The organism is Chitinimonas arctica, assembly GCF_007431345.1.
In the GTDB taxonomy this organism is placed as follows: Bacteria; Pseudomonadota; Gammaproteobacteria; order Burkholderiales; family Chitinimonadaceae; genus Chitinimonas; species Chitinimonas arctica.
In genome coordinates, this window is the sequence record NZ_CP041730.1 from 103,051 (window position 1) to 116,427 (window position 13,377).

Genomic DNA, 13,377 nt, shown 5'->3' on the forward strand with positions numbered 1-13,377 from the left:
CTTGCAACAATATAGGCGATGCCCTGGGGCGCGGATATCTGGACTGCACCCATTGCGACAGCGCCTACATCACTGCGGGCTACCTGGCTCGCCAGAAAGCCCCTCAATGATCCCACCCTCTACCAGCCGCCCAGGGCTGGAACCTTCCCCTGCCGAGCCCCCACCGCAAGCCTGGCAAATCGCTGCCTGGGCCTGCCTATGGTTGGTCGGCTGGGTCGGCTTATCCGCCCTGGTCAGCTGGCTCGAACCGTGACTTTCTAAAAGGAGATGCATGACCGCTTTATACATACTAGCCAAGGAATACCGCACTGCGGCGGAGAAGCTCGCCGACCTAGATCTACCGCCCGAAATAGTCGCCGATACTCTCGAAGGGCTAGCCGGCGCCCTGGAGATCAAAGCGACCAATGTCGCGATGTTCATCCGCAACCTCGAAGCCAACGCTGAGGCCATCAAGGGCGCCGAGAAGCAAATGGCGGAGCGCCGCCGCGCGATGGAAAGCCGGGCCGAAAACCTGCGCGACTATCTCAAGGGCGCAATGCAGGCTACGCAGATCAAGGTCATCGACAGCCCATACTTCAAGATGGCCATTCGAGACAACCCACAAAGCGTGGTGATCGACACCGCCAGCCAGATCCCGGCGAAGTTTATGCGCCAACCCGATCCCCCACCGGCCCAGCCTGACAAGAAACTGATCGCCGCCGCCCTGAACGCCGGTGAAGAAGTCTCCGGCGCCCGCCTGGTGCGTGGCTCCCGTCTCGACATTCGATAAGGAAAGCCCATTGAGTATTGCCACCATCGTCCTGGGCGAATCCGGGACGGGTAAGACCTATAGCCTGCGCAACCTCGATCCCGCACAAACCCTGCTGATCCAGGCCGTGCGCAAGCCCTTGCCGTTCCGAGCGACGGGCTGGGCGCGCATGGACAGAGAGAAGAAACAACCCGGCAATATCTTCGTCAGCGACTTCAGCGCTCGCATCATCAACCTAATGCAGAAGACCAGCCGCAAGATCATCGTGCTGGATGACTTCCAATACGTGCTGGCGAACGAGTTCATGCGGCGATCCAACGAGAGGGGGTTCGACAAGTACACCGAGATCGGCCGGCACGCCTGGGACATTCTCACCGTCGCCAACAACCTGCCCGACGACGTCCGGGTCTACATCCTTGCTCATACGCAAAACGACGACTGCGGCCGGGTGAAGATGAAGACCATCGGCAAGCTGCTGGACGACAAAATCACCCTGGAAGGCTTGTTCACCATTGTGCTGCGCACTGTGGTGACGGATCGCCGCTTCCAATTCAGCACGATCAACAACGGTAGCGACACGGTCAAGGCGCCGCCCGACATGTTCCCCGACCAACTGATCGACAACGACCTGGCTGCCGTGGATGCCTGCCTATGCGACTACTACGGCATTTCGACCACGCAAGCACCCGCTGCCTAATACCCCAACAAGGAATCTGCATGACCCGTTCTTATAATCTCGACACCAAGGCCGCCGAAAAGGCCGATGCGAAATCCAGCCGCATCCAAACCACGGGCGAGTATATCGGCGCTTTCAAATACGCCATTGCGGTCAAATCCAGCCGCACCGGTACCGAAGGTATCGAACTGCATTTCGAGGATACCGATAAGCAAGAGGCACGCATTACGCTGTGGACGGCCAAGGCCAGCGGCGAAATGCTCACAGGCAACAACGTGCTGCACGCCATCATGACCTGCCTATCGCTGCGCAGCATCCAGGCCACGCGACAGACAATCGAGCTGTACGATCACAAGGCCGGCGCCAAGGTGCCGAAGGATGTGGACGCCTATGCCGACCTGGCCAGTAAGCGCATCGGCCTGCTGCTGCAACTGGCGCCCGAGGAGTACCTCGATAGCCAGCAAGCGATCAAGATCGCCAACAGGCTGGAGCTGTATAGCGTCTTCAATGCCGATACCCGCATGGTCGCCACCGAGATCCTGAGCCGCTCGGCTAGAGCCGATAAGCTGGAAAAACTGAAGGCATCGCTCAAGGACAAGGCGCTGAAAAAGCTGTCGGTGGGCAAAAGCAACGCTCCCCAGGCCGGTCCGGCTAGCGGCGGTGGCTTCGAGGATTTTGAAGACGACATCCCATTCTGACGCCCTATCAAAGACCGAAATCCGTCCGTAAATCGCCGCTCTGCCTGAAAAGGCCCTCGGCGTAGGCAGATCGGTCATCTCCCTTCACCAAGCCCCACAGCCCAAAAAGCTGGGGGCTTTTTCCTGCCCGGACGAGATGGCCGGTGTCGGAACCCTTTAGAAAGCTATCCCATGTTTTTAGACGCCAGCACCTTGTCCGGACAGATGTCGGAAGACGACGCATTGACCGAATTGCAGTACCACAACGCCAACCTGGCGGTACGCGCCGACATGGCCGAGATCCGATTGAAGGCGCTTCAGCGCGATACCTCTATTGCCATTGCAGCACTGCGTCGCATTGCCAAGGCAGATATGGCACCGGTGGCGGTCGTTGCCGCCGATGCGCTTAGCCAAATGGTGACGATTTGAGGGTGCAAGTGATGAGCGCGGAGAGCAACGCATTGAGCAGAACAAATACCAGGGCGCTTTTGATTATCGCACTTCAAGTCGCTAGCGGCGTGACCGCCAACGATTTGGCCCATGGGCTGCGCCTCGAAGCAACAGTCGTTCACGAAGCGCTGCAAGCTATGGCTGCAGAGGGAGCAGTTGTCGCTGAGGTATTACCTGGGCAGCAGGCGCGCTACAGCTTGCGTAAGGGTGTGGAGGATGCAGGTGCAGACGTACACGCTTGAGCAGGCAGCAGCACTGGCGCAATGCCACCCCGAGACCCTACGCAACAAGATCAAAGCGTCAGAAGCACCCGGTCGCAAGATCGGCCGCGCCTACGTCATTCTAGAGAACGACCTTGCAGCCTACCTCCGTGGCGAGTATGTTCGCCCCGGGCAGGCGGCGGCACCACAGGAAATTTCAGCATGCCCATCTACACACGCGAAACTGGCGGCCTTTGGTACGTCGATATTATCGGTCCAAGCGGGAAGAGAATTAGACGCTCTACTGGGACCAAAAACGAAAAGGCCGCGCAGGAGTACCATGATCGCCTCAAAGGCGACCTCTGGCGAGTAATAAAGCTTGAGGAACGAGTAGTACGAACCTTTGACGAAGCAGCCCTGCGCTGGTTAAAGGAACAGGACCACAAACGCAGCATCAAGGGCGACACGCTGAAAATTCGCCGGCTGCGACCGCTCTTTGAAAAAGTGAAGTTGCACCTCATTACCGCAGATCATTGTAAATCTGCGGTAGATCAGGCTGCACCAGATGCAGTAAACGCCACCAAGAACCGTTATCTGGCTCTGCTTCGCGCGATATTGCGCAAAGCGGAAAAAGAGTGGCTGTGGATTGAGAAAGCGCCACACTTGACGCTCTACCGCGAAGAAAAGCGCCGAATCCGGTGGATCAAGCCGGAAGAAGCGCAAACGCTGATACAGCATTTGCCGGAGCATCTAGTACCCATTGTGCGCCTTGCGCTAGCGACTGGCCTTCGCAAGTCGAATGTCTATGGAATGCGCTGGGACCAAATCGACATGAGAAGAAACGTCGCATGGATTCATCCCGACGAGGCCAAAGCCGGCCGGGCCATTGGGGTGCCTCTCAACCAGACGGCAATGGATGCGATCCGATCACAAGTAGGTAAACACAACGAAGTGGTGTTTACCTACAGGGGCAAGCCGATTGCCGGCGCCCACAACGATGGGTTCTACAAGGCTTGCGAGCAGGCGGGCATCAGTGACTTCCGATTCCATGATCTGCGTCACACCTGGGCAAGTTGGTTGATCCAGGCTGGTGTGGGATTGGCTGAATTGCAGGAGCTGGGAGGGTGGGAGTCGATAGAGATGGTCAGGCGATATGCTCACTTAGCGCCAGACCATTTGCATAAGCACAGCGTGCATATCGACAAGCTCATGACACACTTTTGACACACCCCGTGAAACGCAAAGCTTTGGAGAACAAAAAACGGAGTAGCGTGTCAGCGCTACTCCGTTGATCTTACAGCTTTTTATGTCTGGTGCCCGGGGTCGGACTCGAACCGACACGCCTTGCGGCGGGGGATTTTGAGTCCCCTACGTCTACCAATTTCATCACCCGGGCTGAGTGAGGACGCGGATTATGCCGACACTGCTCCTGCTGGTCAATACCCTATTTACCTCAGGCCCGCGCAATTTCTGCACGTGTTTTACGGCACTGGCGATACAAGAAAAAATCGCCAGTCAAATCAAATGCATAGCCGGCATGGCTGCCGTCGAGGATTGGTACTTATTGCCAGGTGGCGCACTGAAGTGTCACGTTTCCACCTTTTGCAGAGCTTCCTTAGCTTGGAAGGATTGGCCGGCCGGCCCCCTGCCTTCGCCACCTTGGCACAACCTTGGCGGACTTCTATATTGGTTACGCTCGCTGGTCCGTGTTGCCTTGGCATGGAGAGGCGACGTGCTTGCCATAACGACGACACCTAAATAAAACGCGATGTCTAGCGAAGGAACGGGGATATGAATCTCAAAAAGAAGCCCAGTAACGCGCCCAAGACCAAGGAGCAGAAGCGGATCGATCTGCTAAAGCGCCACGGTGTCGAGAGTCCGCAAACCCGCAATATGGCACGCAATGTGACCATGACGCGAATCGAAAATTTCGATCGTTCCAAGCTGAAGCCGCTACAACCGCAGCAGCGCTATATTTACTCGCCGCACGACGACATCGGCAATCTGTTCGACAATACCTTGTCGATGACTTCATGGGGGCACGAACGCAATTTGCCCGGTATCAGGCCCGTATTCAAGGACCAGAACCAGCGCAAGGCTTTTCTGAGCAAAATAGAGCAGGAACTAGCCAACCCAAGCCAATATACGCTTCTGGATCCGCACAGCACCAAGTCGTTGGCGCAATTGAAGAAGTGGTCAACCCAGGATGGGGGATTGACGGACTTCAAGTCCATCAGCACCAAGCGCGGTGCGCCGATCGTCTATACGCAAGGTCATGGTCAGCCTGGTGACCTGCGCATCAGGAGCAATGCGAACCAATATGTCAGCGCGACCGATGTAGCCCAGCAGCTGCACGACAAGGGCCTGACATCGACCAGCGAGGTGCGCGCGAACTCCTGCTATAGCGGTACGCAGCATAGGCTATTCAACGATGTACCCGATATCGGGAAGCATTTTGCCGAGCAATCAATAGATAATCGGCATGCGGGCACATGGACGAATACCTTTGCCGGTTCCATGCAGCAAAAGCTGCAATCGCTTGGGCACCACGGTCGGGTGACCGGCTACGTTGGCCCTACGGGGATCGACCCCGAAACGGTCAAGACGGTATCGCCCTTCAGCAAGGTCTCCAGCGTGAAGGGGATGAGCGTGGAACTCAAACCGTCTGTTTCGAAGCCTCAGTCCGAGTTCTACAAGCGGAGCCAGATGCGACGTTTCCAGCCGCTGCAGAACAAATGAAGCGATGCGCTTCCCGGCGCCCGGTGCCGACTGTGATGACGCGCTTAGCTTGGGAGGATTGCCACCCGTGCTACGCCAGCTTCGCGATCTCGCCAATAATCTCCAGCCGCCTACGTGCCAGAAACTGCTCGAATCCCAGCAACCACTTCTGGCAGTGAGTATTCGTCGCCGGCCAATCGGTAAACCGAAGCACGAGAGCCGGTCCATTGATCGACACTCGGCCGTCATTGCTCAGCAGTTCGGAGTCCAGCGCGATGCGGCCATGCTTGACCTTGAGATCCACCTTGATGGCCAGCGCGTTACCGCTTTCGCGATGGGTAAAAGACAAATTGGCTCGTAAGGACGATGTTTCCTTATAGGTCGCGGACTGCTCGGACCTCACACCTTCGCTTATCGGCATACCGCTCAGGAATTGGTCAAAAACACGGGTCAAACTCGGTAAAAAAAACGCTGACTCTTTCAACATGAACAATCTCACTCGTACTGCCAAATATTCAAAAAACTCCCGCAAATCCATCGCCAAGGGGAGCAAGGTCTACGGAGAAGGATGAGCCATGCCGGCTGGCCCAAGGTGCCGGGCACGCCGGTCGCATGCCGCTTCCACCACATTTGATCGGGAGGGATACCAACGAGGGCAAGCACAGGACGACTTCGCACCAGCAAGCGCTGCGGCGGTGGAGCGAAGATGGCAAGGGCGCGGATTATAGCGCAGCAACAAGCTCGTATGTACTTATTTATAAAGAACATTCCAAGCACCCGCCAAGCTGGCTGGCAAGCCATGGCCCCCCGGTTGATGCGGCAGCAAAGAGTTGGGTCAGGATCAGCCGCGCAAGCGAGCCCCCAGGCTGCTTAGCGTACCGGCAGCCCCGCGCCTTGGCGGCAAGGAACGGCGAACCGATAGCGGGGATTCGCATGAAGCAGCGTCCGATCCTGGCATTTATACCGGCCGGCATGGCTGCGCTCGAAGCAGTCTTTGGCGTCGCGAGGTGCTTAAACACCGTCAGTGGGCGCTTTGCGGCCCAGCTGGCCGGAGCGGCAGCCTTCACCGGCCGCAAGCCGCGCGGGCTCGAGGGTTCGCAATCATATTTTTGCCGCTCAACCTTAAGTTATCATGCGGAAAAATCGTCAAGCAGCGCGAAATCAGCCTAGTTCATGGTCGCGTTACCGGGTCGGCCCCATGTTTTCAATGGCCGAATGAATCACCTTTCATGGAATATATATGCGTCTGAGATTTGTTTCGGCATGTTTGATAGCTATCACAATGTTGGTCGGTTGCGGTGGAGAAGGCGACGCCAAGGCACCACCTGAGGCAGCCAGTCAGATAGCGATTTCTAGCCAGTCTTCCGTCGCGGTAGAACCAGAGAATGGTTGGTGGTGGAATCCGGCAGAGGGCGGACGCGGCTTCGCCATAGAGCGGCAAGGCAATCAGATTTTTCTCGCTGCTTTCCTTTACGAAACCAATGGATTGGCGACCTGGTATACGTCCACTCTGAATCGTCAGGCCGACGGCTCCTATGCAGGTGCGATGCTGCGTTATTCAGGCGGGCAAACATTGCTCGGCCCTTATAAGTCGCCTGCGGGAGCGACCACGCCTGCCAATATCACACTGACTTTCAATACAAGCAGCAAGGGTGCCTTGCTGGTCACATCAGCCGATAGCGGACTGAATCGCAATATTACGCTTGAGCGTTTTCCTATTTCCACGCCTGCTTTTACCGGTTCGAATGGTAATTTCGAAAGCGGCTGGTGGTGGAACGAAGCGGAAGGCGGGCGCGGCTACTTTATCGAAGTTCAAGGTGCCACTGCCTTTATCGGTAGTTTTATGTACGACGGTTCAGGCCAGCCGGTCTGGTATGTCAGCACCGCCAGTTTGCAAAACGCGCAGACCCTGAGCGGATCACTGCTTCAGTATGCCAATGGCCAGTCCTTGATGGGTGATTTCAAGGCGGCGGCACCGATCGCTGGCAGCATCGGCACTATGGGCTTTAGTTTTACCACACGCAATACGGCCAATCTGCTGCTCCCAAATGGTGCTAACGTTCCATTAAAGCGCTTCAATTTCAACCCCACCTCACCGACAGTGGAGGCCAGTCTTAGCAATTGCTTTAAAGTAAATAGCAACGTAGTTAAATATCACCTGGGCGCAGCCGGCCCCGATGGCAAAGCACATCCTACCCATCGCCTGGAGAATATTCCACTATCAGGGTTTGGCCAAACCGGAGCATACCGCATAAATATGTATGCCGCCGGCACGAGCGATCCCATGACGACAGGAGATCAAGAGCTGATGCTCAACGGTCTAAAGCCGTTGGTAATGATATCAGGCACTGCCGCGAGCCTTCAAACTACCGTAACAACCACCGCCGGCCATATGCCATTTGATTTGAGCTTGAACCAGGAGCGCACTTATACCCTGCAGCAACGCGCGAAAACCACCGTGGGTGGGCAGGCACTGCCGGAGTCGACAACGACGCAAATCATGAGTGCGACATTATTGGGAATCGGACCGCTGCAAACATTCGCGAAACATTTTCCGCTTACTTGCAAGATAAAAGAGCGCGTCATATCCCCTGACACTGGCGGAACCTATAACATCCTATGGTACGCCCAGGGTTATGGTGTAGTTCGCTGGGAAATCTATACCGCTCAAGCAGACGATGCTATGAGCCTTGAACTGGTTTCCGTAGAGGCCGCACCCAACTAACTTGTTCCGGCGTAGTTGACTACGCTCTGGATTCCTTCCGTCGCTGACAGCTCCGGCTGCCAGCGACCTTCAACCTTGGACAATGCTCACTGGAGCAACGATGACCACTGAGGCATACCAATACCTAAGGCAGCGAGGATTTCAGTTAGCGGGAGGCGTTAGTGACCTCAGCCAGCGGGCGAGTGTTTATCATCATATGTATGCGGACTCTGGAGGTAGAAATATCTTCCCACTTATCGCCGCACACGGAGCCCTTTGGGCTGCCGGATATTTTAAGAAGGGCTTGCTGGCTGGAAAAATTCTTTCATGCCGCCACATATTCAATAAAAAATTCCGGCAAGAACTACTGGAATCGCTCGATATATTTGCAAATAAATTCCGAGATATCAACAGAAGGGTTTGCGCCGAATCCTATGCAATATATTACTACACGAAAATTTATGGCCGGACTGAGGTGATTGAGTCGGCAATAGGAAAAGGCTTTGCGGATACCCTATGTCAAAGCCATGAATCATCCATGCTAGGAACAGCGTTCAACAAGCATAGCCGGTCAACGCTATTTTCTGCTTTCTTTAGCTGGGAACAAGAAAACATTGTGGCCCCATCGGTTACCGCAGCCTACAATGAATTCAATTGGAAAACAGTCAAGAAACTCGCCCTAAAGCCCAAAGTTGAGTTTTCTTACTTTGGCACAAGAAATCCGTTGCAGTTCATCGATTTTTCCAACAAGGATGAGCGAATAATTCGCGGCCTCCAAGCTTATGAGCGAGCAGAGGAAATTGGCCTTGATCGCGTGGAAAATGCACTCGCCTCATACAAGGTAATGCCCGAGGCATTTATCTTAAATCCAGGTAAGTATTTTAGCGACCTGGAAATTTCAATTACCTAGCCTTTCGGGCAATCCGACTACCCCTCGCCTCGCCGCTCAGCAGCCCGTACAGCCTACATTGTCGGTCCAAACACCATAACTCGCGTAGAGAAGTGATAGCAGCCGACTCCAACCGGCGTCGCGATGGCAAAACGTCCAGCGCGGACGTGCCCTATGGAGGATGTTGCCGTGCTAAGCATCTCGCCTGCCCCTGCTTTCGCCCAAGTACCAGCAGTACCGACTGGTGCGCTTACCAAGCAGGCGCACTCAGACCTGTTTGTCTTGAAGAACTGCACTACCGACAACTGCAATATTTTCAACAGGCCGAGGCACACTGGCAGGCGGAGCGTTTCGACGAAGCCTGGACGGCCTACGCACAAGCGTATGCCATCCGGCCCGATGATGAACCCCAATCCCCCTAGCAGCGTGTCTTATCCGGCGAGCGCAATAAACTCCGCCAGATTGGGACGGTAGGGCACAATCTGCACCGTGGGATTTTGCATTTTTTGTTTGTAGCGAGATTCATTTGTCCACATGGCAATCTGGCTACGCAAAACCCAAAAACCGCAGGGTACGGCCATGCCTGCCACCATGACGGCCAATCCCACGGCGTCTCCCCAGGAGCGGTGCAGGCCAACGGCGACTATCGGTAGGGAAGCGGCGCCAGCGAGCAGGCAGGCGGCGGTACAGCCGGCCGAGACTAACATCATCCCTCGGTAAAAATTGACGTGGTACTTGAGGGCTTTCAGTTCGTTCTTTGTTGCCGATGCCAAGGCAGACTCCCGGGTTAATAGCGGCACGCGCTCCGTGCTATTGGGTGGGCTGAGCATACGGGCGGCGGACTGGGCATTTGTCGCGCTGCTATCGTTGACGGGCTCGGAGATGTTGATCGAAACATGGCTTGGTGGAAGAGTAGGAACAAGAGGAGTATGGTCGAGACGAAACATGGTGGCTGCCTTCGCAATGAATTGTTGTGAAAATCGCGTGAGTCCATGGCAACGCCCCTTATTGCTTCCTCCGCGCATGCCAAATAGCAAGCACCGCTCGGCGAAATTGCCTTGCGGCATGATGCTTGCTAATTCCGACGGATAAAACGCCAAATCAGCGGTGGCAGCTTTCGAAATACGCTTGCCGATTTATGTTTTTCGATGCGCTCCGCAGGGTGCTTAGTGCAGGAACCATAGCATCAGGCCGACCAGCCATAAAATCAGCGGGGCAAGGAAAGGCAGATAGGTGAATTTATTCGCACCGCGCATTAACACGCTTTTCGCGGGTTTTTCCGGATGGTGGTAAACCGTGACGGTTGAATCCAACGCGAACTTGCTGACGATGGCGCGGGCAGTCGAAATTGGCACCGTCCCACCAAAAAAGACACGATAGCCTTCGTAACTGCTGCCGTTGACCTCATAGCGATAGCGCACTTCCCAATCCCATCGAGTCGGCTTGGATATATAGCGTGTCACTTTGGACCTGACTACTTTGCCCCGCACAGCAGGCCAGGCCAAACTCCGGCGTGCACAATACAGTTCGTATAGCCCCCACGCCGCCATCGCACATCCAGTAGCCAGAAGGAAGAGGCTAGCGCCTTGAAGCACGGCAAGTTGCTGCCAATGTGCACCTGTCGGTACCGCTGTCATGTCGTCTACCGCCGTTTTCTCTCAAGGATATTTAGGGTCCCGCGATCCGCAGGGCTTCTTCGATATCCACCGCCACCACCCGGCTAACCCCTTGTTCCTGCATGGTTATGCCAACCAGCTGATCGGCCATTTCCATGGTTATCTTGTTATGGCTGATGTACAAGAACTGCGTACGTTCTGCCATACGTTTGACCATTTCACAGAAGCGCGCAGTATTGGCATCATCCAACGGCGCATCCACTTCATCCAATAGGCAGAAGGGTGCCGGATTGAGGCGGAATAACGCAAATACCAGTGAGAGCGCCGTCAGGGCTTTTTCACCGCCGGACAGCAGATGGATGGTGGAATTTTTCTTGCCGGGCGGTTGCGCCATGATCTGGATGCCGGCATCCAGAATCTCGTCGCCGGTCAGTATCAGCTCGGCATGTCCTCCACCGAACAGCAGCGGAAAGAGTTCCTGCAGATTGCCGTTCACCGTGTCGAAGGTGGTCTGCAGCATGGCGCGGGTTTCGCGGTCGATTTTGCGGATGGCACTTTCCAGCGTTTCCATGGCTTCGATCAGGTCGGCGGCCTGGGTATCCAGGTAGAGCTTGCGCTCGCGGGCGGCATTCAGCTCGTCCAGGGCGGCCAGATTGACATTGCCCAGTGCATTGATGGCTTGGCTCAGTTTGCCGATTTCGCTTACCAGCGTGTTGATCTTCAGGCCGTTGCCGATCAGCGGCAACAAGGCCGCCACATCGGCCTCCGCGTCCAGCAATTCCTGACTGAACCGTTCCAGCGCCAGGCGCGCTTCCTGTTCCTTGAGCCGCAAATCGCCGAGCTTGTCGCGTAGGGGGTCGAACCCCTGTTCGATCAGCTGCTTTTCCAGCTCGCGCTCCTTGAGCGCGTTGGTGGCGGCATTGGCGGCATCGCGCAAGCCGGCCAAAATCCGTTCCTTCTCCGCCCGCTGGTTCACGGCTTCCTGGAAACCGATATCGAACTCGCCCTCGTCGATGCCTTCCAGATCGAAGCTGGCTTCGTCCAGACGCAGCTGCGCTTCCTCCAACTGGGTAGAGAGATCCTGATCGCGCCTGGCCAATTCGGCCAAGCGGGCTTCGGCCGACTGCCGGGCGAAGCCGCTCTCCTGTGCCTGGCGCTCGACCTGTCGCAGCCGGCCGCGCTGTATATCCAGCGCGGTTTCGGCCTCGGCCCGGGCCAACTTGCCGGTCTCCACCGCACGTTCCAGTTCCGGCAACTGACTGGCCGCCTGCTCGGCTTCCAGTTTGACATCCTCGCGTTCCAGCGCAAGTTCGCCGGCTTCTTCCGCCAACTCGGCGATTTCCTGCTGCAGAACGGCACGCCGCGACTGTGCCTGTTCGGCGGCCTGGCTAAGACGGGCCAGCTCCACTTGCCGTTCGCCCCGCTGCTGGCGCAGCACATCCAGCCGGGTACGGGCATGTTTGAGTTCGCCGTGCAGTTCACCCAACTTTTGTTCGGCGGCGTGCAGCGCCGTGGTTTCGGCCTCCAGGGCCGGGCCGAGTTGCGCCAATCGCTGGGCCAGCTCGGCCAGCTCGCGCTCGCGCTGCAGCACACCTGCCAGCGCATTGTCGGGGCGTGGAAGTGCATGGCATGGCGGCTGACGGCATGGCCGGATGGTGAAACGGCCAGCCCGCCCGGGGGCAAATTTGGCTGTGCCTGGGCCAGTTCGTCATCGCCGGCCACGCACCAGACCTGCGCCAGCCAGTCCCGCAGCGCGGGCGTCAGCATGGCAAGGTCGGAGCCGACACGGTCGGCCAGCGCGGGCAGACCGATATCGCGCGGCTCCCCGGTCGAGGCAGCTTGTCTGACGGCGCCAACCCAGCTCAGCCGGGCCGGCGCTGCTTCGGTAAAGGGGGCACCCTCCCCCACCACGGCATTCATGCGCTCGCGCAACACCGCCTCGACCGCAACCTCCCAGCCGGGATCGATACGCAGATGCCGGAATACCCGCGGCGCATCCTGCAGTCCCTGCCTGGCCAACCAGCCAGTGAGATCCTTGTCCGCGCTGGCTTGCGCCTGCAGCTTGGCGAGGGCGTCATGGCGGGCGCTGGTTTCGGCGCGCTCGGTGCGGAGCATTTCCACCTCGCGGCGATGCCGGCCGCGCGCGTCCTCCGCCTGGTGCAAGGTAAGGTCCAATTCGCCCAGCCGGCCTTGCGCCTCTTCCAGACTCAAGCTCAGTTCTTCCAGGACCAAGCGCTTGTCGTCGAGCAGATCGGTATCGGGCATGGGCAGATTGCGCTGCTCCGTCTCCAATCGCTCGCGTCGCTGTTGCAACTGCGCCAGGCTGCGATCGAGGTGCTGCAACTGCTGTTCGGCGAGTTGCTTGCCCTGCCTGGCGTGCGAAAACGCCAGCTGCGCTTCGCCCAGCGTGGCTTCGTGGCGCTTCTGTGCTTCTTCGAGCCTGGGCAGGGCATCCTGCTCGGACAGCAAGTCCAGCTGGATATCTTCCTGCGCCATGACCGCTTCATCGCGCTTGTTCTGCCACTCGTCCCGTTCGGTCAGCAGCGCTTGGCCTTGCCGGCCCAGCTCGTCCAGCCGCTGGCGTGCATGCGCCTGCTGTTGGCCGAGGCGCTGTCGGGTTTCCCGCAGGTGCAGCAGTTTTTGCTCCATGCGCGCCACGCCGGCACTGGCTTCGGCCAACATGGTCTGCGCCTCGCTCA

14 protein-coding genes, 1 tRNA gene and 1 pseudogene are annotated in these 13,377 nt (G+C 57.2%); 11 read left to right on the top strand and 5 right to left on the bottom strand.

What is annotated here, in order from left to right:
• Positions 1-106 precede the first annotated feature (106 nt).
• The 7 genes and pseudogenes from FNU76_RS23995 (at position 107) to FNU76_RS00595 (ending at position 3,975) form a co-directional block, all read left to right on the top strand.
• Complete coding sequence (locus FNU76_RS23995; protein ID WP_179958193.1) at positions 107-253, top strand: hypothetical protein; 147 nt, start codon at positions 107-109, stop codon at positions 251-253.
• An 18-nt stretch (positions 254-271) separates the two neighbouring features.
• Positions 272-769 carry a siphovirus Gp157 family protein gene (locus FNU76_RS00570; RefSeq protein WP_143855884.1) on the top strand — a complete coding sequence of 166 codons (498 nt, stop codon included), beginning with the start codon at positions 272-274 and terminating at the stop codon, positions 767-769.
• Between the two features lie 10 nt (positions 770-779).
• Positions 780-1,445 (top strand): AAA family ATPase, encoded by a 666-nt coding sequence (locus FNU76_RS00575; protein WP_143855885.1) that lies wholly within the window; start codon positions 780-782, stop codon positions 1,443-1,445.
• Positions 1,446-1,465: 20 nt separating this feature from the next.
• On the top strand, positions 1,466-2,122 hold the full coding sequence (locus FNU76_RS00580) for a hypothetical protein (RefSeq protein ID WP_143855886.1): 657 nt from the start codon (positions 1,466-1,468) through the stop codon (positions 2,120-2,122).
• Between the two features lie 171 nt (positions 2,123-2,293).
• Positions 2,294-2,530 carry a hypothetical protein gene (locus FNU76_RS00585; protein ID WP_143855887.1) on the top strand — a complete coding sequence of 79 codons (237 nt, stop codon included), beginning with the start codon at positions 2,294-2,296 and terminating at the stop codon, positions 2,528-2,530.
• Positions 2,531-2,767: 237 nt separating this feature from the next.
• Positions 2,768-2,914, top strand: a pseudogene (locus FNU76_RS25420) (helix-turn-helix domain-containing protein); the annotation flags it as partial.
• A gap of 59 nt (positions 2,915-2,973) precedes the next feature.
• Positions 2,974-3,975, top strand: a complete 1,002-nt coding sequence (locus tag FNU76_RS00595; RefSeq protein ID WP_143855889.1) for a tyrosine-type recombinase/integrase — start codon at positions 2,974-2,976, stop codon at positions 3,973-3,975.
• An 87-nt stretch (positions 3,976-4,062) separates the two neighbouring features.
• On the opposite strand, the gene FNU76_RS00600 is transcribed toward FNU76_RS00595, so the two are convergent.
• Positions 4,063-4,147, bottom strand: a tRNA-Leu gene (locus FNU76_RS00600).
• 395 nt (positions 4,148-4,542) lie between these two features.
• Between FNU76_RS00600 and FNU76_RS00605 the strand changes: the two genes are divergently transcribed.
• A complete protein-coding gene (locus FNU76_RS00605) occupies positions 4,543-5,490 on the top strand; it encodes a hypothetical protein (protein ID WP_143855890.1) in 948 nt (315 codons plus the stop codon).
• Positions 5,491-5,560: 70 nt separating this feature from the next.
• On the opposite strand, the gene FNU76_RS00610 is transcribed toward FNU76_RS00605, so the two are convergent.
• The gene (locus tag FNU76_RS00610) at positions 5,561-5,956 is read right to left on the bottom strand and encodes a hypothetical protein (RefSeq protein WP_143855891.1); all 396 of its coding nucleotides are present in this window, start codon (positions 5,954-5,956) and stop codon (positions 5,561-5,563) included.
• Between the two features lie 446 nt (positions 5,957-6,402).
• On the opposite strand from FNU76_RS00610, the gene FNU76_RS00615 reads away from it, so the two are divergent.
• The 3 genes from FNU76_RS00615 to FNU76_RS00625 all read left to right on the top strand — a co-directional run bounded on the left by FNU76_RS00615 (position 6,403) and on the right by FNU76_RS00625 (position 9,083).
• Positions 6,403-6,639 (top strand): hypothetical protein, encoded by a 237-nt coding sequence (locus FNU76_RS00615; RefSeq protein ID WP_143855892.1) that lies wholly within the window; start codon positions 6,403-6,405, stop codon positions 6,637-6,639.
• Between the two features lie 70 nt (positions 6,640-6,709).
• Positions 6,710-8,194: a hypothetical protein gene (locus tag FNU76_RS00620; RefSeq protein WP_143855893.1), complete on the top strand. Its 1,485-nt coding sequence runs from the start codon at positions 6,710-6,712 to the stop codon at positions 8,192-8,194.
• A 100-nt stretch (positions 8,195-8,294) separates the two neighbouring features.
• Entirely contained in the window at positions 8,295-9,083 is a 789-nt protein-coding gene (locus FNU76_RS00625) for a hypothetical protein (RefSeq protein WP_143855894.1), read from the top strand.
• Positions 9,084-9,493: 410 nt separating this feature from the next.
• Here the strand turns inward: FNU76_RS00625 and FNU76_RS00630 are convergent, their stop codons facing one another.
• From FNU76_RS00630 to FNU76_RS24250, 3 genes are all read right to left on the bottom strand, one after another.
• Complete coding sequence (locus FNU76_RS00630) at positions 9,494-10,129, bottom strand: hypothetical protein (RefSeq protein ID WP_143855895.1); 636 nt, start codon at positions 10,127-10,129, stop codon at positions 9,494-9,496.
• Positions 10,130-10,228: 99 nt separating this feature from the next.
• Positions 10,229-10,699 carry a DUF3592 domain-containing protein gene (locus FNU76_RS00635; RefSeq protein ID WP_143855896.1) on the bottom strand — a complete coding sequence of 157 codons (471 nt, stop codon included), beginning with the start codon at positions 10,697-10,699 and terminating at the stop codon, positions 10,229-10,231.
• A gap of 31 nt (positions 10,700-10,730) precedes the next feature.
• Positions 10,731-12,269, bottom strand: a complete 1,539-nt coding sequence (locus FNU76_RS24250) for a coiled-coil domain-containing protein (RefSeq protein ID WP_308418591.1) — start codon at positions 12,267-12,269, stop codon at positions 10,731-10,733.
• Between the last annotated feature and the right edge of the window lie 1,108 nt (positions 12,270-13,377).

Excerpts from the sequence above, each read along its gene's own strand:
- FNU76_RS23995 (WP_179958193.1), top strand. The coding sequence starts at position 107 with ATGATCCCACCCTCTACCAGCCGCCCAGGGCTGGAACCTTCCCCTGCC.
- FNU76_RS00570 (WP_143855884.1), top strand. The coding sequence starts at position 272 with ATGACCGCTTTATACATACTAGCCAAGGAATACCGCACTGCGGCGGAG.
- FNU76_RS00580 (WP_143855886.1), top strand. The coding sequence starts at position 1,466 with ATGACCCGTTCTTATAATCTCGACACCAAGGCCGCCGAAAAGGCCGAT.
- FNU76_RS00585 (WP_143855887.1), top strand. The coding sequence starts at position 2,294 with ATGTTTTTAGACGCCAGCACCTTGTCCGGACAGATGTCGGAAGACGAC.
- FNU76_RS00595 (WP_143855889.1), top strand. The coding sequence starts at position 2,974 with ATGCCCATCTACACACGCGAAACTGGCGGCCTTTGGTACGTCGATATT.
- FNU76_RS00605 (WP_143855890.1), top strand. The coding sequence starts at position 4,543 with ATGAATCTCAAAAAGAAGCCCAGTAACGCGCCCAAGACCAAGGAGCAG.
- FNU76_RS00610 (WP_143855891.1), bottom strand. The coding sequence starts at position 5,956 with ATGTTGAAAGAGTCAGCGTTTTTTTTACCGAGTTTGACCCGTGTTTTT.
- FNU76_RS00615 (WP_143855892.1), top strand. The coding sequence starts at position 6,403 with ATGAAGCAGCGTCCGATCCTGGCATTTATACCGGCCGGCATGGCTGCG.
- FNU76_RS00620 (WP_143855893.1), top strand. The coding sequence starts at position 6,710 with ATGCGTCTGAGATTTGTTTCGGCATGTTTGATAGCTATCACAATGTTG.
- FNU76_RS00625 (WP_143855894.1), top strand. The coding sequence starts at position 8,295 with ATGACCACTGAGGCATACCAATACCTAAGGCAGCGAGGATTTCAGTTA.
- FNU76_RS00630 (WP_143855895.1), bottom strand. The coding sequence starts at position 10,129 with ATGCCGCAAGGCAATTTCGCCGAGCGGTGCTTGCTATTTGGCATGCGC.
- FNU76_RS00635 (WP_143855896.1), bottom strand. The coding sequence starts at position 10,699 with ATGACAGCGGTACCGACAGGTGCACATTGGCAGCAACTTGCCGTGCTT.